We start from the raw sequence: 19,946 nt of genomic DNA on the forward strand, positions 1-19,946 counted from the left end.
CTCTTGCGAAGGCCGCGGGCGCGAATTATGCGTCGCCCATGACAGAGACAGCGATCCCCGACCCCGCCGCCGAACATCAGCGCCTCCTGATCGTCGATTTCGGCAGCCAGGTGACGCAGCTCATCGCCCGCCGCCTGCGCGAGGCGCGGATCTACTGCGAGATCCATCCGTTCCAGAAGGTCGACGCGGCCTTCCTCGCCGATTTCGCCCCCCGCGCGGTGATCCTCTCCGGCGGCCCCGCCTCGGTGACCGAGGACGGGAGCCCCCGCGCCCCCGACGAGGTCTTCACCCTCGGCGTGCCGGTGCTCGGCATCTGCTACGGCCAGCAGGTGATGATGACCCAGCTCGGCGGCAGGGTCGAGGCCGGCCACCACGCCGAATTCGGCCGCGCCTACGTGACGCCGACCGAGACAAGCGACCCGCTCTTCACCGGCCTCTTCGCCACGGGGCGCGAGGAAGTCTGGATGAGCCACGGCGACCGCGTGACCGCGCTCGCCCCCGGCTTCTCGGTGATCGGCGAGAGCCCGAACGCGCCCTTCGCGATCACCTCCGACCCGGAGCGCCACTTCTACGCGGTGCAGTTCCACCCGGAGGTGCATCACACCGTCAATGGCGCGCGGATCCTGAGGAACTTCACCGATCTCGCGGGCTTTACCGGCGACTGGACCATGGCCGCCTACAAGGAGCAGGCGATCGAGGCGATCCGCGCCCAGGTGGGCGATGCCAAGGTGATCTGCGGCCTCTCGGGCGGCGTCGATTCCTCCGTCGCCGCCGTGCTGATCCACGAGGCGATCGGCGACCAGCTCACCTGCGTCTTCGTCGATACCGGGCTGATGCGGATGGGCGAGGCCGAGGAGGTCGTGACGCTCTTCCGCGACCATTACAACATCCCGCTCATTCACGCCGACGAGAGCGACCTCTTCATCGACGCGCTCGAGGGCGAGTCCGATCCCGAGACCAAGCGCAAGACCATCGGCCGGCTCTTCATCGAGGTGTTCGACCGCTACGCGCGCGAGGTGGGCGATGCGAAGTTCCTCGCCCAGGGCACGCTCTACCCCGACGTGATCGAGAGCGTCAGCTTCACCGGCGGCCCCTCGGTCACGATCAAGAGCCACCACAATGTCGGCGGCCTGCCCGAGCGGATGAACCTGAAGCTGGTCGAGCCGCTGCGCGAGCTCTTCAAGGACGAGGTCCGCGCGCTCGGCCGCGAACTGGGGTTGCCGGAGAGCTTCGTCGGCCGGCATCCCTTCCCCGGCCCCGGCCTCGCGATCCGCTGCCCGGGCGGGATCACGCGCGAGAAGCTCGAGATCCTTCGCAAGGCCGACGCGGTCTATCTCGACCAGATCCGCCGGCACGGGCTCTACGACGCGATCTGGCAGGCCTTCGCCGTGCTGCTCCCGGTGCGGACCGTGGGCGTGATGGGCGACGGCCGCACCTACGACTATGTCTGCGCCCTCCGCGCGGTGACGAGCGTCGACGGGATGACGGCGGATTTCTACCCGTTCGACGCCGCCTTCCTCGGCGAGACCGCGACGCGGATCATCAACGAGGTCAAGGGGATCAACCGGGTGACCTACGACTATACCTCGAAGCCGCCCGGCACGATCGAGTGGGAGTGACCGCTCCTCAGATCGACCCGAGACCCGCCCGCGCTTCGAGTTTGGCCGCCTCCTCCTTCCGCTCGCTGTAGCGGTCGGTGAGATAGGCCGAGCAGTCGCGCGTCAGCAGCGTGAACTTGACGAGTTCCTCGCAGACGTCGACCACCCGGTCGTAATAGGCCGATGGCTTCATCCGGCCACCCTCGTCGAATTCCTGCCAGGCCTTGGCGACCGAGGACTGGTTCGGGATGGTGATCATCCGCATCCAGCGCCCGAGCAGGCGCATCGCATTGACCGCGTTGAAGGATTGCGAGCCGCCCGAGACCTGCATCACCGCGAGCGTCTTGCCCTGGGTCGGCCGGATCGCCCCGATCGCAAGCGGGATCCAGTCGATCTGCGCCTTCATCACGCCGGTGATCGCGCCATGGCGCTCGGGCGAGACCCAGACCTGCCCCTCCGACCATTCCGAGAGGTCGCGCAGCTCGCGCACCTTCGGATGCCCGGGGTCCGCGTCGTCGGGCAGCGGCAGGCCGGAGGGATCGAAGTGCCGGACCTCCGCGCCCATGACTTCGAGCAGCCGCCCCGCCTCCCGCGCCAGCAGCCGGCTGTAGGAGACCCGGCGCAGCGAGCCGTGCAGGATCAGGATGCGCGGCGGATGCGTGGAAAAGACCGGGCGCAGCGCCGCGGGATCCGGCTGGCGCAGATGGAGAAGGTCGGCGGCGGGCAGATCGTCGCGATCAGGCAACGGGCTTTCCCTTCCCGTCGAGCACGGCCTCGCCATCCTCCTTCGCGAAGGCCCCCGCGAAGGCCTCCGCCGGCAGGACCTCCAGCACGACCTCGGACGGCCGGCAGAGCCGGGTGCCGAGCGGCGTGACGACGAAGGGCCGGTTGATCAGGATCGGATGCGCGAGCATCGCATCGAGCAGCGCGGCGTCGCTCAGGCCCGGATCGTCGAGCCCGAGCTCGTCATGGGGCGTCCCCTTCCGCCGGATCGCCTCGCGCACCGAGAGCCCGGCGGCGGCGATCATCCCCGCCAGTTCGTCGCGGCCCGGCGGCGTCGCGAGATATTCGACGACCTTCGGCTCGATCCCCGCGTGCCGGATCAGCGCCAGCGTGTTGCGCGAGGTGCCGCAGGCGGGGTTGTGGTAGATGGTGACATCCATGGTCAGGCTTCCCTGGCGGAGGTGGCATTGGCGGCGACGGCGGGCGCGCGCTCGTACCAGCACTTCGAGCGGTTCACGATCCAGACGACCGAGAGCATCACCGGAACCTCGATCAGCACGCCGACGACGGTGGCGAGCGCCGCGCCGGACTGGAAGCCGAAGAGGCTGATCGCCGCGGCGACCGCGAGTTCGAAGAAGTTCGACGCGCCGATGAGCGCCGAGGGTCCGGCCACGCAATGCGCCTCCCCCGCCCAGCGGTTCATGAGATAGGCGAGGCCGGCGTTGAAATAGACCTGGATCAGGATCGGCACCGCGAGCAGCGCGATCACCCCGGGCTGGGCGATGATCTGCTCGCCCTGGAAGCCGAAGAGCAGCACGAGCGTCGCAAGGAGCGCGAGAAGCGACAGCGGCCGGAGCCGGGCGAGCAGCGCGTCGAGCCGCGCGGTCGAGCCGCCCCTGATCAGCGCGCGCCGGATCAGCTGCGCCGCGATCACCGGCACGACGATGTAGAGCACGACCGAGAGCACCAGCGTGCTCCAGGGCACGGTGATCGCCGAGAGGCCGAGCAGCAAGGCCACGATCGGCGCGAAGGCCACCACCATGATCGCATCGTTGAGCGCGACCTGGCTCAGCGTGAAATGCGGCTCGCCCTTCGTGAGGTTCGACCAGACGAAGACCATCGCCGTGCAGGGCGCGGCGGCGAGGATGATGAGCCCGGCGATATAGGACTCGATCTCCGCCTCCGGCAGCCAGGGCCGGAACAGCCAGCCGATGAAGATCCAGCCGAGCAGCGCCATCGAGAAGGGTTTCACCGCCCAGTTCACCAGCAGCGTGACGCCGATCCCGCGCCAGTGCTTCCCCACCCCGGCGAGCGCGGCGAAGTCGATTTTCAGCAGCATCGGGATGATCATGAGCCAGATCAGCGCCGCGACCGGCAGGTTCACCCGCGCGACCTCGATCGCGGCGACGAGATGAAAGAGGCCCGGCAGCGCGTGGCCGAGCGCGATGCCCGCCAGGATGCAGAGCGCGACCCAGAGGGTCAGGTAGCGTTCGAAGGCGGACATGGGTCAGGCGGTCCTTCCGCTGGCCGCCCCGTCGGGACAGCATGGCATGAGATCCGAGACGAGCGGCGCGCAGAGGCTCGCGTTCCCTCCGCAGCAGTCCCGGAGCAGGTAGAGCATGACCGCGCCGAAATTGCCGAGATCCGCGCGGTAGACGATGGACCGGCCCCGGCGCTCGCCCGAGACGAGCCCGGCCCGCGTCAGTGTCGCGAGATGGGCCGACATCGTGTTCTGCGGCACGTCGATGAGCCGCGCGAGTTCCCCCGCGGGCAGGCCGCCGGGCTCCTTCCCGACCAGAAGTCGGAAAGTCCGGAGCCGCGTCGGCTGGGCCAGGGCGGCGAGCGCCGCGATCGTCGCTGATTCATCCATGCATCCAGAAGCACGGATATGTCATCGGTGTCAAGCCGGGCCTCGGGCGCTTGTCTCTCCCCGCCGCGCGAAGGAGACTGGCGCCCTTGTCACGACGCGGGGAGAGACCATGAAGGAAATGCTCTATCTCGAGGATCTCGCGCCCGGAATGCGCTTCGAGAGCGCGCCAAGCGACCTGACGGCGGCGGCGATCAAGGCCTTCGCGGCGGAGTGGGATCCCCAGCCCTTCCATCTCGACGAGGCGGCGGCGGAGGCCACCTTCTTCGGCGGCCTCGCCGCGAGCGGCTGGCATGTCGGCGCGCTGACAATGCGGATGCTGGTCGAAACGCTGCCCATCGCGGGCGGGCTGATCGGGGCGGGCGTCGAGATCGCCTGGCCGCGCCCGACCCGTCCGGGCGACAGCCTGCGGGTGGTGGCGGAGATCATCGCCCTCCGGCCCTCCCGGTCGAAACCCGACCGGGGGATGGTGACGGTCCGCGCCGAGACGCTGAACCAGCGGGGCGAGGTCGCGCAGGTGATGACCTCGCAAATGCTGGCCTTCCGACGACCCGGGGAACGGGCCTAGAAGTCGAGCCCGAGGTCCAGCACCCGCGCCGAATGGGTGAGCGCGCCGCAGGAGATGTAGTCGACCCCCGTCGCCGCCACCTCGGGCAGCCGGGCGAGCGTCATGTTCCCCGAGGCCTCGGTGATCAGCTTGCCCGCCACCATCTCGACCGCGCGGGCGAGCGTGGGCGTGTCCATGTTGTCGAGCAGCACGACCTCGGCGCCACCGACCGCCAGCACCTCGGAGAGCTGGTCGAGCGTGTCGACCTCGATCTCGACCCGCGTCATGTGCGAGGCGGCGGCCCGCGCGGCGGCCAGCGCGGCGCGGACCCCGCCCGCGGCGGCGATGTGGTTGTCCTTGATCAGGATCGCGTCCGAGAGGCCGAACCGGTGGCTCGACCCGCCGCCATGGGCGACCGCCGCCTTCTCGACGAGGCGCAGGCCCGGCGTGGTCTTGCGCGTGCAGGTCACCTTCGCCGGCGCCGCGGCGCGCGCGAAGGCCGCCGTCATCGTCGCGATACCCGAGAGCCTTCCCGCGAAATTGAGCGCCACCCGCTCGGCGGAGAGGATCGAGGCCGCGTCGCCCTCGATCTCCATCAGCGTGTCGCCCGGCAGGCAGGGATCGCCATCCGCGCGCACGGGGCGGAGTTCCAGCGCCGAATCGACGAGGCGGAACGCGATCCGCGCCAGCGCCATCCCGGAGACGACGCCCTGCTCGCGCGCGTTGATCCGCGCGGCGTAGCGCGTGCCCGCGGGGATCACCGCGCGCGTGGTCACGTCGCCCCAGGGGCCGAGATCCTCCGCGAGCGCCGCGCGCACCAGCGGCTCGAGCAGCAGGTCGGGCAGGACGAGCGCGCTCACGCCGCCACCTCGCCCAGCGCGGCGGCGCGGATACGCTCCGCCGCCGCCAGCGTCATCCGCGAGCGCAGCGCCCGGGCAGGGTCGGGCGCGGGAAAGTCGGTCCGGTAATGCCCGCCCCGCGATTCCTCGCGCGCCAGCGCCGCGGCCGCGATCAGCGTCGCCGCCGCCGTCATCGCGCGCAGGACCGGCGAGTCCGTGCGCGCCTCCAGTTCCGCGATCCCGCGCAGGGCCGCGCGGAGTCCCTCTCCCGATCGCGTCACGCCAACCTCCTCCGTCATGATCCGGCGCAGGTCCGCGACCGCCTCGGCCGGCGCGGCCACCTCGCCCGGCGGGGGCGCGAAACCCGCCTCCGGCGCCGCCCCCGGCGCGCCGAGCGCGCCCGCGATGTCATGCGCCGCCGCCCGGCCATAGACCAGCGCCTCGAGCAGCCCGTTCGAGGCCAGCCGGTTCGCGCCATGAAGCCCGGTCGAGCTCACCTCGCCGATGGCCCAGAGGCCCGGCAGGCTGCTCCGCCCGGTCGCGCCGACGGCGATCCCGCCCATGTGGTAATGCGCGGCCGCGGCGACCGGGATCGGCGCGCGCGCCGGATCGATGCCGAGCGCGCGGCAGCTGGCCGTGACGGTCGGGAAGCGCGTGTCGATCGCCTCCCCGATCGCGGCGCGCGTGTCGAGCATCGGCCGGCGGCCGGCGCGCCATTCGGCGAAGACCGCGCGCGCCACCACGTCGCGCGGCGCGAGCTCGGCGTCGGGGTGGATGTCCGGCATGAACCGCCGCCCCTCCGCGTCGACGAGCACCGCCCCCTCGCCGCGCAGCGCCTCGGTCGCGAGCGGCAGCGGATCGGCGTCGCAATCGATCGCGGTCGGATGGAACTGGACGAATTCCGCGTCGGCCACCGCCGCGCCGGCCCGCGCCGCGATGCCGAGCCCCTGCCCCCGGATCGTGCCGGGATTGGTCGTGCGCGCGTAGAGCCCGCCGACGCCCCCGGTCGCGAGCAAGACGGCGGGGGCGCGCAGCACCCCCTCGCCCGAATGCCCGTCGGCGGCGGCGAGGCGGAGCCCGGTCACCCGGCCGCCTTCGGTCTCGAGCCCGGTCGCGATCAGCCCTTCGAGCACCTGGACCGAGGGCGTGGAGCGCGTCACCGCGATCAGCGCCGTCATGATCGCCCGGCCCGCGCCGTCGCCCTTCACCCGCACCACCCGCGCGCGGCCATGCGCCGCCTCGCGCGAGAGGACGAAGCCGCCCTCGGCGGTCCGGTCGAAGGGCGCGCCGCGCTCGGCGAGCGCCAGCACGTGTTCGAGCGCCTCGGCCGTCACCTGGCCCGCGACCAGCGGATCGACGGTCCCCGCGCCCGCGCGCGCCGTGTCGGCCGCGTGCTCGGCCGGGCTGTCGCCGGGGCCCACGGCCGCGGCGACGCCGCCCTGCGCGAAGGCCGAGCTCGCCCCCTCGCCCAGGGCCCCGGGCGAGATCACCAGAACCGGGCGCGGCGCGAGGCTCAGCGCGGCGTAGAGCGCGGCGAGGCCCGCGCCGACGATCACGACCCGCTGGGTCTCGGTCACGGGCGTCGCGGTCATGATGGGCTCAGGCCGCCTGCGCGGGGCGGCGGCTGATCTCGATCATCCGCTCCACCGCGCGCCGCGCGCCGGCCGCGACCGCGGGATCGACCGTGACCTCGCCCGCGCCGGTATGCAGCGCGTAGAGCACCTTCTCGAGCGTGATCATCTTCATGTAGGGGCACATGTTGCAGGGCCGGGCGAAATCGACGTCCGGAAGCGCGTCGGCGATGTTGGAGGCCATCGAGCATTCGGTGACCAGCATCGCCTTCGCCGGCCGCTCGCGGCTCACCCAGTCGATGATCCCGCCGGTCGAGCCGGTGAAATCGGCCTCGGCCACCACCTCGGGCGTGCATTCGGGATGGGCGATGATCCTCAGCCCCGGATCCTGCGCGCGGTAGGCGCGCAGATCCTCGGCGGTGTAGAGCTCGTGCACGATGCACGAGCCTTCCCACCAGACCACCCGCTTGCGCGTCTGCGCGGCGACGTTGCGCGCGAGATACTGGTCGGGCGTCATGATCACCGTGTCGCCCTCCATCGCCTCGACGATCTGGAGCGCGTTCGCGGAGGTGCAGCAGACATCCGAGGCCGCCTTCACCTCGGCGGTGGTGTTCACGTAGGAGACGACCGGCGCGCCCGGATAGCGCCGCCGCATCTCCGCCACGCCCTCCGCCGTGATCGACGAGGCGAGCGAACAGCCGGCGTCGTAATCGGGGATGAGCACCGTCTTGGCCGGGTTGAGCACCTTCGAGGTCTCGGCCATGAAATGCACGCCGCACTGGACGATCACATCGGCCTCGACCTCGGTCGCGGCGATGGCGAGCTGCAGGCTGTCGCCGACGATGTCGCCGATGCCATGATAGATCTCCGGCGTCATGTAGTTGTGCGCGAGCACGACCGCGTTCCGCTCGCGCTTCAGCCGCTCGATCTCGATCACATAGGGCGCGTGGAAGGCCCAGTCCGCGAGGGGAACCACGCGGGCCATCCGGGCATGGATGTCGCGCGTCGCCTCGGCCTTTTCGAGCGAAGGCGCGAGATCATAGGCCTCCGCGAGCGTTTCGCGGATTCTGGTCGCATCGAGCATGGGCGGCCCCCCTGGCGCGGACGATCGATTCGTCGGAAATCGCCTCGTAGCGCCTCGCCCCCCGCTCGACAAGAGCAGGCGCGGCGGCGCGACACGGCCGGGCCGGAGCCGCGCGGGCGCCGAAATACCGGCTTTCTCAAAGACTTGCCGAATGCACCGGGATGTTTCTGACTCCCCGCCCAACGCAGGGCCGCCCGGCAACAATTCGCCGCGAGAGAAGGGGATGGTCGCGCGGGTAGTCGGCTTCGGCCGCCCGCGCCGGTCAGCATCGTGACGCGCACTTCGGGATCCGCGTCCGCCTCGGCGAGCCGGGCGCGCAGGTCGAGCAGATGCGCGGGGTCGAGCGCGTTCAGCTTCTCCGGCCGGCCGAGCATGAGGGTGGCGATCCGGTCGGCCTTGGTGAGGGTGATCCAGGCGGCGCATCCCGATACCGAGGTGCGGCTGACCGCGTCGATCGAGACGGTGGATTTCGAGAAGAAGAACCTCGACGGTGCGATCCGGCTCGGCGACGGCCAGTGGCCGGGGCTCGAGGTCGACCGGCTGGTCGCGAACGAACTCACCCCGCTCCGCGCCCCCGCCTACCGCCGCAAGCTCGACCTGAAACGGCCCGAGGACCTGACGCGGGCGCGGCTCCCGCACACGCTGGTGCGCTTCGACGACTGGCGCTTCTGGCTCGAGTCGGTCGGCGTCGGCGGCATCGACGCCTACGCAGGCGACAAGTTCGCGAGCTCGACCCTCTCCTATCAGGCGGCGCTGGAGGGCCAGGGGATCATGATGGCGCAGAAGGCGCTGTTCGCCGACGACCTCCGGGCGCGGCGGCTGGTCGCCCCGGTCAAGCCGGTGCTCGACCGGGGGGATTTCACCTAATACTTCATCTTCCCGCGCGGGAAGCTTCGGAGCCCGGCGTTCCGGCAGTTCCGGGGGTGGTTGTTGGAGCAGGCGGTGGGGTGAGGCGTCGCTTCGCGCCCAGCTGTTGGCATTGCCGTCTTGCGAGAGCAGCCTTACAAAGGTGCCCGCAGCAGATGGTTGCAATGAAGATTCAAAAATTTATCTGGATCGAGAACTATGGCTCCAAATGATTTACCTGCTTCCCTCCAAGTGCACCGCTCCAGACCGGCGAAGATTGCTAACCGGCTCGCGACTCAGCGAGAACTGCACGGGAAGCTCGGACAGGCCATAGAGCACTACAAATCCTTCGACACTGAGCTTGAAAATATAAGAGTGCATAATCTCGACGAAACGGCGAATGAATTATCCAAAAAAATTGCAGATAAAGATAAAATTCAAAAGAAAATTTTTCAAGAACTCAGAGAGGTTAAGTCGAGACAATCTAATCCTCTGGCTTTTTGGAAAATGTTTACTCCAGAGCAGAGGCTGCTACGGGCGGAGGTCGATCGTCTTGCCCGTGACATCTCCGCATCTGAAAAGCGTTTGAAAAATGATAAGGATGCGCTTTCCAGAACAATAGAGAGCGCCAGAAGAGCCAGAAGTAATCTTAAGCAACATGCAAATTTTAATCTCGATAATTCTGAAAGGCTGTATTCGGAACTTGGCTCTGAGATTAAACGGCTTGAAGAAGATTATGCGACCGCTAGCGCCGAACTTTCGCGGATCGAAGTAACGATTCGTTCGCATATCCAAGAATACGATCGCCTGAAGTCTTCAATCGCCACCCTGAACGCCGATATCGCAGCTGCGGACCGTTTTGACCAAGAACTCAGCGCAGCTGCCAATAGCTACGAGCGAGCGCAAATCCATCAGAAATGTGAGGTGAAATTCGGCACTAGAAGCCCAAAGTATGTCACCAAGGACAGAAGTGGCCAGATTCGTAGCCTTGAAAACAACCTTTCCAAGATCAACCGGCGGATCAGTGATGAGATCAGGAAGTTCGACAGGAAGATTGAATACCTCGTGATCGATGGGAACAACACTTGCTACGAGGGTCAATCTTTTATAGGATTGCGAGCAATATCTGCTCTGACTGCGGAGCTGGCTAGTCGCTATAAAGCGACAGTAGTGTTCGATGCATCAATTCGTTCTCTATTGAAGACGGACACCCAAGGCATCGAGCGAGCATTAGGGTCTACAGTGTCAACTTACGTCGCGCCAACGAAAACCGCCGCAGATGAGTATATTCTTAAGCTCGCCAACGAAAACCAAAATACCTACATACTGAGCAATGATCGCTACGCCGAGTACCATGAATATGATGTTGTAAAATCGGGACGGTGTATCCGGTTCATGATTGCCGATAATAAATTTATGATCAATGATATTGATATTTTGGTGAATTTTCAGTGAATTCTAAGTGTTGCAAATATGGCGATTGCCCACCCCGCTTCTGGTCGAGTCTAGCAGGCTAGATTTTGCGAAAGGGCGCCCCTCCCGAGGCGCCCCCTTTTCTCCCAGAAAGCCAATCCTTACCGCAACGGCTGCCCCTTCGTCTCCGGCATCCGCGCGTAGGTGACGAGGCTCACCGCCGAGATCGCCGCGAGATAGACCCAGACCAGATGCCCGTGGCCCCAGCCGTGCATCGCGGTGATCAGGTACGGCGCGGTGCCGCCGAAGAGCGTGACCGAGAGCGCGTAGGGAAGTGCTATGCCGGTGACGCGGACCTCGGCCGGGAACTGCTCGGCGATGGCGACGGCGGAGGCGGCGCCGTAGCCGGTCATGATCACGAGCGCCACGGTCTGGAGCAGGATCACCTGGGGCAGCGTGATGCCGGGCGAGAGGAAGGCGAGGCTCGGCCAGGCCCAGCGGATCGAGGCGGCCGCGAAGGCGATCAGCACCGGGCGGCGGCCGAACCGTCCGGTCTCGCCGGGTTTCACCGTCGGTAATTCATCACGAAGTCGGGGCCGGGATCATCGGGAATCACGGAGAAGGCGACGCCTCCAGGGCGGCGCGTCGCGCGGAGCGGCCGGTCGTCGGCCGGACTAGCCGCCACCGAGACGCGCCACGAGGAAATCCGTCAGCACCCTGACCTTCGCGGGCACGTATCCGCCGGGTGGGCGCATGATCCAGAGCGCGGATTCCGGCGAGGGGAAATCCGGCAACACTCTTTCCAGCCGTTTCCCGGCGATCGCGTCGCCTCCCATGAAGGATGGAAGCAAGGCGATGCCGTACCCCGCGATCGCCCATCGCAGGATCGCGTCGCCGCTGGTGGAGGCGAGCCTGCCCCTGGGTCGAAAGCCGACACGGCGCCCGGCGGACACGAATTCCCACTCGGAGCCGCCTCTGGTGAGGTACCGCAGACAGTCATGCCCGGCGAGATCGCGCGGGTGCGCCGGACGTCCGCGGCGCGCCAGATAGTCCGGGCTCGCCACGCAATGGGCGCGGACCGGTGCGAGACGCCGCGCGATGAAACTCGAATCCGGCAATGTCCCGATGCGGATCACCGCGTCGAACCTGCTCTCGATCAGGTCCACGAACCGGTCGTCGAAGTCCACCTCGATCTCCAGCCCGGGATTGGCCGCCGCCAGCTCGCCCAGCAGCGGGGTCAGCGCGTGCACGCCATAGGCCAGCGGCGCCGCGAGCCGCAGCGTGCCGAGCACGGTCCCGCTCCGGGCCGCGACCACTTCGCGCGCCTCCTCAAGCTCCGCCAGGATGCGCTCGGCACGGGTGATCAGCTCATCGCCCGCCTCCGTCGGGCGAACCCCGCGCGTCGTGCGGTCGAAGAGGCGCGCGCCGAATCCCGCCTCCAGTCTCGTGAGGCGGCGGCTTACCATGGATTTCGAGATACCCATCGCCTCCGCCGCCCGACTGAGGGAGCGACTTCTCGCGATCTCGACGAAGCTGCGCAGATCCTCGATCTCGTCCATTCGCGTTCCGCTTCATGCAACGGATTGGTGTGGATTTCTTGCATTCCGATCCGGGCCGCGCAACGCCAGATTAGCAGGGACACTGCGAAACACTTCGGAAAGGTTCCCATCATGTCCAGCATTCTCGCCATCACCAGCAGCGCCCTCGGCGCCGCCTCCGTCTCGAACCAGCTGGTCTCCGACACGGTGGAGGCGCTCAGGGCCGGATCCCCGTCGACGAACGTCCGCCTTCGCGACCTGGGCGAGGCCCCGGTGCCGCATCTGACCGCGCTCGATCTGGTGCCGGAGCCGGCGACCGGGGAACAGAGGGCGCTCCGGTCGCTTTCGGACGAACTCATCGCCGAGCTTCAGGCCGCCGACACGCTGGTCATCGGCGCGCCGATGTACAATTTCGGCATCCCCTCGACGCTCAAGGCGTGGTTCGATCGCGTGCTGCGCGCCGGCGTCACCTTCCGCTACACGAATTCCGGGCCCGAAGGCCTGCTGAGGGGCAAGCGCGCCTTCGTGGTCCTGTCCCGCGGCGGGCTCTACAGCGAGGGTCCGGCTCAGGCGATGGACGCGCAGGAGCCGCACCTGCGCACGCTTCTGGGCTTCATCGGCATCACCGACGTGACCTTCATCCGGGCCGAGAAGCTGGCCATGGGCACCGAGGAACGCGCGGGCGCCCTCGCGGCGGCGGAAGCGCGGATCGCCGAGGCCGTCCGGCGCCCGGCGGCGCTGGCCGCGTAGGCGAGGGCCCCCTCCCGATGGAACCGTCGCTTTCAGAGGATCGCCGCTCCCCCGCCGCGCGTCCTTCCGCGGCCGCGCCGGCGGCGTCCTCGAGGCGGGCTCGTGAGCCCTCCTCCGCCTCGGGTCGATCGGAGCGAGCGCGCGGCGGTCAGTATCCGACGCCCTCTGCCCGGACGTGCAGCGCGTAGAGCGACTGGCTCGCGGCCATGAAGAGCCGCGTCCGGTAGCGTCCGCCGAAGCAGAGGTTGGCGCAGCGCTCGGGCAGATGGACATGGCCGATGGGCTCACCGTCGGGTGCGAACACCCGGACGCCGTTCAGCCCCTCGCCGCGGCCCCAGCCGGCCCAGATGTTGCCGAGCGTGTCGAGCCGGATCCCGTCCGGCGTTCCGGCCTCCCCGGCCTCGATCAGCCGCTTGCCCGCGCCGACGCCGCGCCCGTCCGGAGAAACCTCGAAGGCATGGATCGCCCGGGGCGGCGCGGACTGGACGACATAGAGGCGGCTCTCGTCCGGCGAGAAGGCCAGGCCGTTCGGCAGCGGAAATCCCTCCAGCACGACGTCGAGGGCACCCGTTTCGGGATCGAGCCGGTAGACGTTGGTGGGCAGTTCCGGCTCGGCCCGGTAGCCTTCGTAATAGTCCGCGATGCCGAAGGTCGGATCGGTGAACCACACCGCGCCGTCCGATTTCACCACCACGTCGTTCGGCGAATTGAGCCGCCCGCCCCCGCAGCCGTCGGCGAGCACCGTGATCGCGCCGTCGGTCTCGGTCCGGGTGACCCGTCGCGTCCCGTGCTCGCAGGAAACGAGGCGGCCGCGCCGGTCGCGCGTGTTTCCGTTGGTGAAGTTGCCCCGGCGGAAGACCGAGACGGTTCCGGTCTCCTCCTCGTATTTCAGCATCCTGTCGTTCGGGATGTCGCTCAGCAGCAGGCAGCGCAGGTCGCCGAACCAGACCGGCCCCTCGGCCCAGCGAAGCCCGGTATGGAGCCGCTCGATGGCGGCGTTGGTGACGAGCAGATCCCGGAACCCCTCGGCCAGGACCTCGATCGCCGGATCGGGGTAGCTCTCCGCCGGCTGCCACATCGGCGACCTCCCTTCCTTCGTGTTCCTATCGTGGCACCCGCGCTCCGGGTTCGGCGCGAGCACTCGCGCGGGCATCCTCACGACGAGAGGCCATCGCGCAAGCATATTCGGTAGGCGCCAAGGGCCATCCGGGTCAGGGGGGGCGACGAGGCCGTCGGGTACGTGTCCGGAACACCCTCTCCGCGAACAAGCAACATCCGCTCCCGGCGAGCCTGTTCCCTCCGACGCGCCCGGGGGACCGGAGTCGGCCGCGTCGGGGCACTTCCTTCGATCCGCCCCGGATCGGTCAGCCAGAATCGCGCTGAGGGCACGGACCGCGATCGGATAGCCCGGGCGCCGAGACCGGCGATGACGCCCTTCGCGAGCGCGGAGACCAGCGAATGGCGGTGCGGCTCGTCGCGCGCGTGGATGTTCGAGAGATGGACCTCGATGACGGGCGCCGTCACCATGCTCGGGGCGTCGACGAGCGGGATGGAGCGGAAGCTCGGTCCGGCCGGATTGATCACGATGCCGCCGTCCGCGTCCATCGCCTCCGAGGTCCAGCCGATCGGGAGGTTGAAGGGGTAGCGGAAGGCGATCCGCGCCAGGAAGGCGATGAACATCGCCAGCAGCGGCATCGCCAGCGAAAGCGGAACCGGATGCGCGTCCTCCGGTCTGGCCATCTCGCGCGCGGCGCCCGGAAGATTGGCGCGTCCGCGGCGGACCCGAGGCGAGCGACGGGCGGAACTCCGACCCGGCGACGGAGCCGGGCGAAGGGCCTGGTCAGCGAGACATCCCTCCCGCCGCGCGGATCCTGACCCGGGCGACGACGGCGACCGTCGCGACGACCATCACGGCGCAGGCCGCGACCTTGGAGACGGGCTCCATCGTACCTTCGATCAGCAGCGCGTGAGCCGCGCTTGCGATCGCGATCACGAGCGCGAGCATCCTGTGAGCGAGATGCCAGAGCCGCGTCCTCCGATGGAAGGCCGCGAGAAGCGCCGCGATCACGAGCGCCCACATCGCGATCACGCCCCAGGCCGAGAAGGCGGTGGGAGCCGTGAAGGTGAGCGCGTCGATCACGTCGGGCGGGCTGGTCATCCAGAGGCCCGCGACGTGGACCAGCACCACGACCAGCGCCGCGGCGCCCGCGTAGCGGTGCGACCGGAGCCCGCGACGGCCCGCCAGCCCCGGCAGCGCGCCCGCCGCGAGCAGGGGCTGGACCAGGAGCAGCGCCATTGCGACGATCCCGGCGAAGCCCGCCACGACGTAGACCGGCTCGCGCCATTCGAGAAGCGGGCTCGCGGCGGCCGCGAGCAGCGGCGCGACGGTAACCAGCGCGACGACGGCCCAGACGAGGCCCGCGCGGATCCGGTGGGCCGGCCCGGTTGCCAAGAGCGTCAGACCGGCCGCAGCACGAAATGCGCTTCCAGGGCGCGCTGCCGCGCATTCCTCATCACCGGCCGCAGGAACACCGTCTCGAAGTCGCCGCTGTCATAGGCGAGATGACCATGGGGCTGCCCGAAGGCCGGAACGATCCGGGGCATCTCGAGCCGGAAGGCCCCGGCCGCGTCGGTGAGCGTGGCGCCGTGGCTCCACGGGTCGCGCTCGCTTCCCTCGGTCGTATGCGCCCAGATCTGGATGCGCTGCCCCGCGAGCGGAGTGCCATCGCCCGCGCGCCGGACGGTGCCGGACATCCAGAAGCCGCCACCGCCGATCCGCTCGACCACGGGCGCCCCGGGAAGGTAGTTGTTGGCGCCGCCGCGCATCGACCGCGTGGGGGCGAGGTCTTCCGCGCGAAACGGCGAAAGCAGCCCCGCTACGCCCGTGAGCAACAGCGCGCCGCCGCCCGCGAGGAGGCTTCGGCGATCGTACAGGACCGGTGTCATGCGAATTTCCTCCCGTTTGCGTGCTCCGGGTCGCGAAAACGGTGATCCCCGTTCCGCCCTCGATCCTACCGCCAGCGCGGCGCGGGCCAAAGCGGGCAAAACCGCGCGATCCCGCGAAACCGGCCCACGATTTCGCGAGCCAGGCGCCGCGCGAGGACCTCGGCGGCCCCGGCGGCGAGGCCGGGAGCGCCGGCCGGTCGCAACACTCGTCCACGCAGCCGCGCAGGTCGCCTCGACCGCGCGGGGTTACATGAGACTCCGGCCCGGAACACGGCGCGTGGGAGGCGAAAGCTTCCCGCCGGAAGGCCTCCCGCGCCCGGTCATCATGAGGAGTCACCAGGGACCCTGCGCGCCGGCGGGAGGCGAAACGTTCCGCCTTGCCGGTCAGGCCTCGACCCGCCGCTTTTCCGTGACCGAACGGGCGCAGGCATCCGCGAGGCGGAGCGCGGCGACGCCATCGGCGCCGCTCGGGTTCGCCGGTGTGCCGTTCACGAGGCAGTCGATGAAGGCCGCGATCTCGCCGGCGTAGGAGGCGGTGTAGCGCGTCATGAAGAAGTTGAGGAGCGGCGGGCGGGAATAGCCCCCGGCGGTGCCGATCACCACGGAGCGTTCGTGCTGGTTCTCGGCATTGGCGACGCCGAGCGAGCCATGCACCTCGACACGCTGGTCGTAGCCGTAGGTGGCGCGGCGCGAATTGGAGATGACGGCCTGCCTGCCGGAGGCGGTCTCGAGGATCACCGTCGCGCTGTCGAAATCGCCGATCTCCGCGAGCTTCGGCTCGACGAGCACGCTGGCATGGGCGGAGACGCTCACCGGCTCCTCGCCGAGGAGGAAGCGCGCCATGTCGAGGTCGTGGATCGTCATGTCCCGGAAGATCCCGCCCGAGCGGGAGGCATAGCCGATGTCGGGCGCGCCGGGTCCACCTTTGCCCAGCCGCCCGAGGCGGCGGAGGCGAAGATCGCATCCACGCAGGCCATGTTGGCGCGCGCGTCGTCGAGCCCGTAGAACGGCGCGTCCTCGCCGCGCACCGCCCGTGCGAAGTTCGTCACCTCGGCCTCGTACTGGTCGAGCGCGTCGAAGCTCAGCGTGGCGAGGTCGGATTTCGCGTGGTCGGCCGAGAGATCGACATGGATCAGGTTCGGCTCGGTCCGCGAGGGCACATAGGCCTTCGGCAGTTCGATGAAGGCGCGCTCGCAGACCACCTGAAGCGACTGCGACGAGGCCTCGGCGAGCGAGACGGAGAAGATCGCGTGGCAGCCCGCGCCGAAATCGAGGATCACGCTCGAGAACATGTCGATGCCGCGCGCGTCGCGCGCGCAGGTGGCAAAGGCGCGTTCGGGCTCGCGGCCGAACACGAAGCGCGCGGCCATCGCGGTATAGCAGCCGAGGTCGTAGATCGCGCCGCCGCCCCATTCGGGCCGGGTCCGGAAGTCGTCGGCGTTGGTCATCATGAAGGAGAGCAGGCTCGACACCGTGCGCGGCGCGCCATGCTCGCCGCTCGCGATCTTGGCGCGGAGCGCCTGCCAGCGCGGCTGGTGGCGCACCATGAAGGCCTCGGCGACCTTGAGTGACGGATCGAGCCCCTCGAGCGCCGCGAGATCGGCGCGGGTGAGCGCGATCGGCTTCTCGACCAGCACATGTTTGCCGGCCGCCGCCGCGTTGGCCACCCATTCGACGTGGAGATGGTTCGGGAGCGCGACATAGACCGCCTCCACCTCCGGATCGGCGAGCAGCGCCTCGTAGGAGCCATAGGCATTCGGGATGCCGAATTTGTCGGCCATGGCGCGGGCGCGGGTCTCGTCGCGGGCGGCGAGCGCCACCGGCGCGCAGGCGGGGCTCCTGGTCATGCCGGGCAGCACGGCGCCCTCGGCGATGCGGGCGGCGCCGAGGATGCCCCAGCGGACGGGTTCAAGAGTCATCGGGTTTGTCCTGAATGAGAGGGGTCAGAGGCCGAGGCGGCGGCCGGATTCGGCGATGGCGAAGCGCAGCGTTTGCACGCTCTCCTCGATCGCCGCGCGGGTCTCCAGCGTATAATCCTCGTTCTCGATCGAGATCACGTCGTCATAGCCCGCCCGGCGCAGCGCCATGACGACTTCGAGCCAGCCGCGCCGCGAGAGCCCATGGCCGAGCGGGACGAAGTTCCAGGTCCGGCCGACGACCGGCGTCACGTGTTTCACGTCGAGCGTGCCGTTGACGCGGGCCTCCGGCTCGATCCGGGTGTCCTTGCCGTGGAAGTGATAGATATGCTCCGTGCCGAGCGCCTCGATGGCCGCGACCGAATCGCCGCCCATCCAGATCAGGTGGCTCGGGTCGAAGTTCATCCCCACCGCCGGGCCGATGGCCTCGCGCAGCCGGAAATAGCTCTCGGGATTGTAGACGCACTGCCGGCCGTGGTTCTCGACGCAGAAGCGCACCCCGGCGGCTTCGCCCGCCTTCGCAAGCTCGCGCCAGAACGGGATCACCCGCTCTGTCCATTGCCACTCGAGCATCTCCATGGCTTCGAGCGGCCAGGAGGAGGTGATCCAGTTCGGCGTCTTTTCCTCGGGTCCGCCACCGGGCAGGCCCGACATCATGATGACGCGGGAGACGCCGAGAAGCTTCGCCAGCGCCACGGCGTCATGGGCGAGCTTCGCATCCGCCGGACCGATCTCGCCCGGATGCAGCGGGTTGCCGGAGGCGTTGAGCGCCGAGATCGCGAGGCCGCGCTCGCGCAGCATGCCGGTGAGCCGGTCCCGCGCCGCCTCGGAGCCCAGAAGCTCCGCGATATCCACATGCGGCGCCGAGCTCCAGCCGCCGAGGCCGAATTCGACCGTGTCGAGCCCGAGTTCGGCGGCGGCGTCGAGCGTTTCCTCGAGCGAGAGCGCGCCAAGGCTGTCGGTGTTCAGTCCGATCTTCATGGTCTCAGTCCCGCCAGTCGATCGCCACGGGGGCGTTGGTGGTGGCCGCGCGGTGGATCGCGTCGAGCACCTGCGCGGCGCGGTAGCCGTCCTCGATCGAGCCGTTCCCGAACGGGCGGCCCTCTGCCACCGCGGTCAGGAATTCGTGGATCATGAAGCCGAAGGATTCCGCGTAGCCGATCGGCACGAGGTCATGCGGCACCGCCGCGAGATTGATGCCGGGCGAGGAGGGCCGGTTCAGCATCCGCCGGAACGGCGCCGGGCCGGAGCCGTCCCTCACCGCGAGATCGAAATGCGAGGGCGTCTCGTTGGAAAACCGCGCCGTGCCCTTCGTGCCGTAGACCTCGACCTGAACCCGGTTGCCGGTGCCGACCGCGACGCGCGAGGCGGTGACGAAGCCCTGCGCGCCGCTCGCGAAGCGCAAGAGCGCCGAGGTCACGTCGTCGTTCTCGACCTTGGCCGTCCTGTCGGAGAGCGCGACATGGCCGTGGCCGACCGTCGCGCCCGCCGGCAGGAACCGCTCCGGGATCGAGATCGTCGAGACCGCGCCCGTCACCTCCGCCACGTCGCCCATGATGAAGCGCGCCAGATCGACCGCGTGGGTGCCGACGTCCAGGAGCGCGCCCGGCCCGGCGCGCTCGAACTCGTAGCGCCAGCTGTGCGGCAGCAGCGGATCGGCCGCGTAATCGCATTGATGGAAGACGGTGATCTGCACCGGATCCCCGAGCTCGCCCGAGGCGACCCGCGCCCGGATGTCGGCCACCGCGGGGATCCGGCGGTAGTTGAAGACCGTGCCCGAGATCCCCGAGGCATCCCGCGCCGCGTCCCGCGTTCGAAGCGCGTCCGGCAGGGTGGTCGCGAGCGGCTTCTCGCAGAGCACATGCTTGCCGGCCGCGAGCGCCGCGCGCGCGACCTCGCCGTGCAGGAAGTTCGGCAGGCAGACCGAGACGATCCCGATCGCCGGATCGTCGATCACCTCGCGCCAGTCCGAGGCGGTCCGCTCGAAGCCCCAGGTCTTCGCGAGCGACCCGGCCTGGTCGGCCGACATGTCGCAGACGGTGGCGAGCCGCGCATCGAGCCCGGTGCGCGGCAGATGGGTCCGGTAGCCGGACGCATGCGCGGCGCCGATCATGCCCGCGCCGATGATGGCAATTCCCGTGGTCATTTTCCCCTCCCGGCGTCGCACGCCCCGCCGCGCTTGCCCGGCGGCTGGCGGGAACATGCTTGCGAAGCGGCGCGGGCGGAATCCGAAAACTGATGGGAAACCATCAGTCCGGCGGTGGCGTGGTTTGTTGATCCGGGCGACACCTCCGCCACCGCCAAGACG

The 19,946-nt window shown here is 69.1% G+C and carries 22 protein-coding genes; 5 read left to right on the forward strand and 17 right to left on the reverse strand.

What is annotated here, in order from left to right; translation table 11 throughout:
- Positions 1-38: 38 nt before the first annotated feature.
- On the forward strand, positions 39-1,619 hold the full coding sequence (gene guaA / locus FJM51_RS15350; RefSeq protein ID WP_140455022.1) for a glutamine-hydrolyzing GMP synthase: 1,581 nt from the start codon (positions 39-41) through the stop codon (positions 1,617-1,619).
- Positions 1,620-1,626: 7 nt separating this feature from the next.
- Here guaA and arsH read toward each other — a convergent pair whose 3' ends face one another.
- The 4 genes from arsH to FJM51_RS15370 are packed head-to-tail and all read right to left on the reverse strand — an operon-like array spanning position 1,627 to position 4,191.
- Positions 1,627-2,379, reverse strand: a complete 753-nt coding sequence (arsH, locus tag FJM51_RS15355; RefSeq protein ID WP_140455023.1) for an arsenical resistance protein ArsH — start codon at positions 2,377-2,379, stop codon at positions 1,627-1,629.
- Positions 2,336-2,761 (reverse strand): arsenate reductase (glutaredoxin), encoded by a 426-nt coding sequence (gene arsC / locus FJM51_RS15360; protein WP_140455024.1) that lies wholly within the window; start codon positions 2,759-2,761, stop codon positions 2,336-2,338. The genes arsH and arsC overlap by 44 nt, the downstream gene beginning before the upstream one ends.
- 2 nt (positions 2,762-2,763) lie before the next feature.
- Entirely contained in the window at positions 2,764-3,825 is a 1,062-nt protein-coding gene (gene arsB / locus FJM51_RS15365; protein WP_140455025.1) for an ACR3 family arsenite efflux transporter, read from the reverse strand.
- Between the two features lie 3 nt (positions 3,826-3,828).
- On the reverse strand, positions 3,829-4,191 hold the full coding sequence (locus FJM51_RS15370) for an ArsR/SmtB family transcription factor (RefSeq protein ID WP_140455026.1): 363 nt from the start codon (positions 4,189-4,191) through the stop codon (positions 3,829-3,831).
- 109 nt (positions 4,192-4,300) lie between these two features.
- On the opposite strand from FJM51_RS15370, the gene FJM51_RS15375 reads away from it, so the two are divergent.
- A complete protein-coding gene (locus FJM51_RS15375; RefSeq protein WP_140455027.1) occupies positions 4,301-4,756 on the forward strand; it encodes a MaoC family dehydratase in 456 nt (151 codons plus the stop codon).
- On the opposite strand, the gene nadC is transcribed toward FJM51_RS15375, so the two are convergent.
- The 3 genes from nadC to nadA are packed head-to-tail and all read right to left on the reverse strand — an operon-like array spanning position 4,753 to position 8,229.
- The gene (gene nadC, locus FJM51_RS15380) at positions 4,753-5,595 is read right to left on the reverse strand and encodes a carboxylating nicotinate-nucleotide diphosphorylase (protein ID WP_140455028.1); all 843 of its coding nucleotides are present in this window, start codon (positions 5,593-5,595) and stop codon (positions 4,753-4,755) included. The two genes, FJM51_RS15375 and nadC, sit on opposite strands and share 4 nt — an antisense overlap.
- Entirely contained in the window at positions 5,592-7,166 is a 1,575-nt protein-coding gene (locus FJM51_RS15385) for an L-aspartate oxidase (RefSeq protein ID WP_140455029.1), read from the reverse strand. Before FJM51_RS15385 ends, nadC begins: the two co-directional genes overlap by 4 nt.
- A 7-nt stretch (positions 7,167-7,173) precedes the next feature.
- The gene (gene nadA / locus FJM51_RS15390) at positions 7,174-8,229 is read right to left on the reverse strand and encodes a quinolinate synthase NadA (protein ID WP_140455030.1); all 1,056 of its coding nucleotides are present in this window, start codon (positions 8,227-8,229) and stop codon (positions 7,174-7,176) included.
- A gap of 378 nt (positions 8,230-8,607) precedes the next feature.
- Here nadA and FJM51_RS15395 point away from each other — a divergent pair, with 378 nt between their 5' ends.
- On the forward strand, positions 8,608-9,096 hold the full coding sequence (locus tag FJM51_RS15395; protein ID WP_181164572.1) for a LysR substrate-binding domain-containing protein: 489 nt from the start codon (positions 8,608-8,610) through the stop codon (positions 9,094-9,096).
- A 198-nt stretch (positions 9,097-9,294) separates the two neighbouring features.
- Positions 9,295-10,530, forward strand: coding sequence for an NYN domain-containing protein (locus FJM51_RS15400; protein WP_140455032.1), 1,236 nt, complete (start codon positions 9,295-9,297; stop codon positions 10,528-10,530).
- Positions 10,531-10,649: 119 nt separating this feature from the next.
- Here FJM51_RS15400 and FJM51_RS15405 read toward each other — a convergent pair whose 3' ends face one another.
- Together FJM51_RS15405 and FJM51_RS15410 are read right to left on the reverse strand one after the other, a co-directional pair.
- Positions 10,650-11,057 carry an MFS transporter gene (locus tag FJM51_RS15405; RefSeq protein WP_140455033.1) on the reverse strand — a complete coding sequence of 136 codons (408 nt, stop codon included), beginning with the start codon at positions 11,055-11,057 and terminating at the stop codon, positions 10,650-10,652.
- 105 nt (positions 11,058-11,162) lie between these two features.
- Positions 11,163-12,047, reverse strand: a complete 885-nt coding sequence (locus FJM51_RS15410) for a LysR family transcriptional regulator (protein ID WP_140455034.1) — start codon at positions 12,045-12,047, stop codon at positions 11,163-11,165.
- Between the two features lie 111 nt (positions 12,048-12,158).
- Here FJM51_RS15410 and FJM51_RS15415 point away from each other — a divergent pair, with 111 nt between their 5' ends.
- Entirely contained in the window at positions 12,159-12,776 is a 618-nt protein-coding gene (locus FJM51_RS15415) for an FMN-dependent NADH-azoreductase (protein ID WP_140455035.1), read from the forward strand.
- A gap of 148 nt (positions 12,777-12,924) precedes the next feature.
- On the opposite strand, the gene FJM51_RS15420 is transcribed toward FJM51_RS15415, so the two are convergent.
- The 8 genes from FJM51_RS15420 to FJM51_RS15455 all read right to left on the reverse strand — a co-directional run bounded on the left by FJM51_RS15420 (position 12,925) and on the right by FJM51_RS15455 (position 19,784).
- Positions 12,925-13,854: an SMP-30/gluconolactonase/LRE family protein gene (locus FJM51_RS15420; protein ID WP_140455036.1), complete on the reverse strand. Its 930-nt coding sequence runs from the start codon at positions 13,852-13,854 to the stop codon at positions 12,925-12,927.
- A gap of 77 nt (positions 13,855-13,931) precedes the next feature.
- Complete coding sequence (locus tag FJM51_RS15425; RefSeq protein ID WP_140455037.1) at positions 13,932-14,516, reverse strand: type II 3-dehydroquinate dehydratase; 585 nt, start codon at positions 14,514-14,516, stop codon at positions 13,932-13,934.
- Positions 14,517-14,616: 100 nt separating this feature from the next.
- Positions 14,617-15,228: a ferric reductase-like transmembrane domain-containing protein gene (locus tag FJM51_RS15430; protein WP_233713138.1), complete on the reverse strand. Its 612-nt coding sequence runs from the start codon at positions 15,226-15,228 to the stop codon at positions 14,617-14,619.
- A gap of 5 nt (positions 15,229-15,233) precedes the next feature.
- Complete coding sequence (locus tag FJM51_RS15435) at positions 15,234-15,722, reverse strand: peptidase associated/transthyretin-like domain-containing protein (protein ID WP_140455038.1); 489 nt, start codon at positions 15,720-15,722, stop codon at positions 15,234-15,236.
- Between the two features lie 384 nt (positions 15,723-16,106).
- Positions 16,107-16,586: a Gfo/Idh/MocA family protein gene (locus FJM51_RS24445; protein WP_233713139.1), complete on the reverse strand. Its 480-nt coding sequence runs from the start codon at positions 16,584-16,586 to the stop codon at positions 16,107-16,109.
- Positions 16,583-17,641 (reverse strand): Gfo/Idh/MocA family protein, encoded by a 1,059-nt coding sequence (locus FJM51_RS24450; RefSeq protein WP_140455040.1) that lies wholly within the window; start codon positions 17,639-17,641, stop codon positions 16,583-16,585. Before FJM51_RS24450 ends, FJM51_RS24445 begins: the two co-directional genes overlap by 4 nt.
- Positions 17,642-17,665: 24 nt before the next feature.
- Positions 17,666-18,619, reverse strand: coding sequence for a sugar phosphate isomerase/epimerase family protein (locus tag FJM51_RS15450; RefSeq protein WP_140455041.1), 954 nt, complete (start codon positions 18,617-18,619; stop codon positions 17,666-17,668).
- A gap of 4 nt (positions 18,620-18,623) precedes the next feature.
- Positions 18,624-19,784 (reverse strand): Gfo/Idh/MocA family protein, encoded by a 1,161-nt coding sequence (locus FJM51_RS15455; protein WP_140455042.1) that lies wholly within the window; start codon positions 19,782-19,784, stop codon positions 18,624-18,626.
- Between the last annotated feature and the right edge of the window lie 162 nt (positions 19,785-19,946).

The sequence above is a fragment of the Amaricoccus solimangrovi genome (genome assembly GCF_006385685.1).
GTDB lineage: Bacteria > Pseudomonadota > Alphaproteobacteria > Rhodobacterales > Rhodobacteraceae > Amaricoccus > Amaricoccus solimangrovi.

Coding starts and splice junctions, on each gene's coding strand:
- guaA (WP_140455022.1), top strand. CDS start 39: ATGACAGAGACAGCGATCCCCGACCCCGCCGCCGAACATCAGCGCCTC.
- arsH (WP_140455023.1), bottom strand. CDS start 2,379: ATGGCGAGGCCGTGCTCGACGGGAAGGGAAAGCCCGTTGCCTGATCGC.
- arsC (WP_140455024.1), bottom strand. CDS start 2,761: ATGGATGTCACCATCTACCACAACCCCGCCTGCGGCACCTCGCGCAAC.
- arsB (WP_140455025.1), bottom strand. CDS start 3,825: ATGTCCGCCTTCGAACGCTACCTGACCCTCTGGGTCGCGCTCTGCATC.
- FJM51_RS15370 (WP_140455026.1), bottom strand. CDS start 4,191: ATGGATGAATCAGCGACGATCGCGGCGCTCGCCGCCCTGGCCCAGCCG.
- FJM51_RS15375 (WP_140455027.1), top strand. CDS start 4,301: ATGAAGGAAATGCTCTATCTCGAGGATCTCGCGCCCGGAATGCGCTTC.
- FJM51_RS15385 (WP_140455029.1), bottom strand. CDS start 7,166: ATGACCGCGACGCCCGTGACCGAGACCCAGCGGGTCGTGATCGTCGGC.
- nadA (WP_140455030.1), bottom strand. CDS start 8,229: ATGCTCGATGCGACCAGAATCCGCGAAACGCTCGCGGAGGCCTATGAT.
- FJM51_RS15400 (WP_140455032.1), top strand. CDS start 9,295: ATGGCTCCAAATGATTTACCTGCTTCCCTCCAAGTGCACCGCTCCAGA.
- FJM51_RS15410 (WP_140455034.1), bottom strand. CDS start 12,047: ATGGACGAGATCGAGGATCTGCGCAGCTTCGTCGAGATCGCGAGAAGT.
- FJM51_RS15415 (WP_140455035.1), top strand. CDS start 12,159: ATGTCCAGCATTCTCGCCATCACCAGCAGCGCCCTCGGCGCCGCCTCC.
- FJM51_RS15420 (WP_140455036.1), bottom strand. CDS start 13,854: ATGTGGCAGCCGGCGGAGAGCTACCCCGATCCGGCGATCGAGGTCCTG.
- FJM51_RS15425 (WP_140455037.1), bottom strand. CDS start 14,516: ATGGCCAGACCGGAGGACGCGCATCCGGTTCCGCTTTCGCTGGCGATG.
- FJM51_RS15435 (WP_140455038.1), bottom strand. CDS start 15,722: ATGACACCGGTCCTGTACGATCGCCGAAGCCTCCTCGCGGGCGGCGGC.
- FJM51_RS24445 (WP_233713139.1), bottom strand. CDS start 16,586: ATGACGATCCACGACCTCGACATGGCGCGCTTCCTCCTCGGCGAGGAG.
- FJM51_RS24450 (WP_140455040.1), bottom strand. CDS start 17,641: ATGACTCTTGAACCCGTCCGCTGGGGCATCCTCGGCGCCGCCCGCATC.
- FJM51_RS15450 (WP_140455041.1), bottom strand. CDS start 18,619: ATGAAGATCGGACTGAACACCGACAGCCTTGGCGCGCTCTCGCTCGAG.
- FJM51_RS15455 (WP_140455042.1), bottom strand. CDS start 19,784: ATGACCACGGGAATTGCCATCATCGGCGCGGGCATGATCGGCGCCGCG.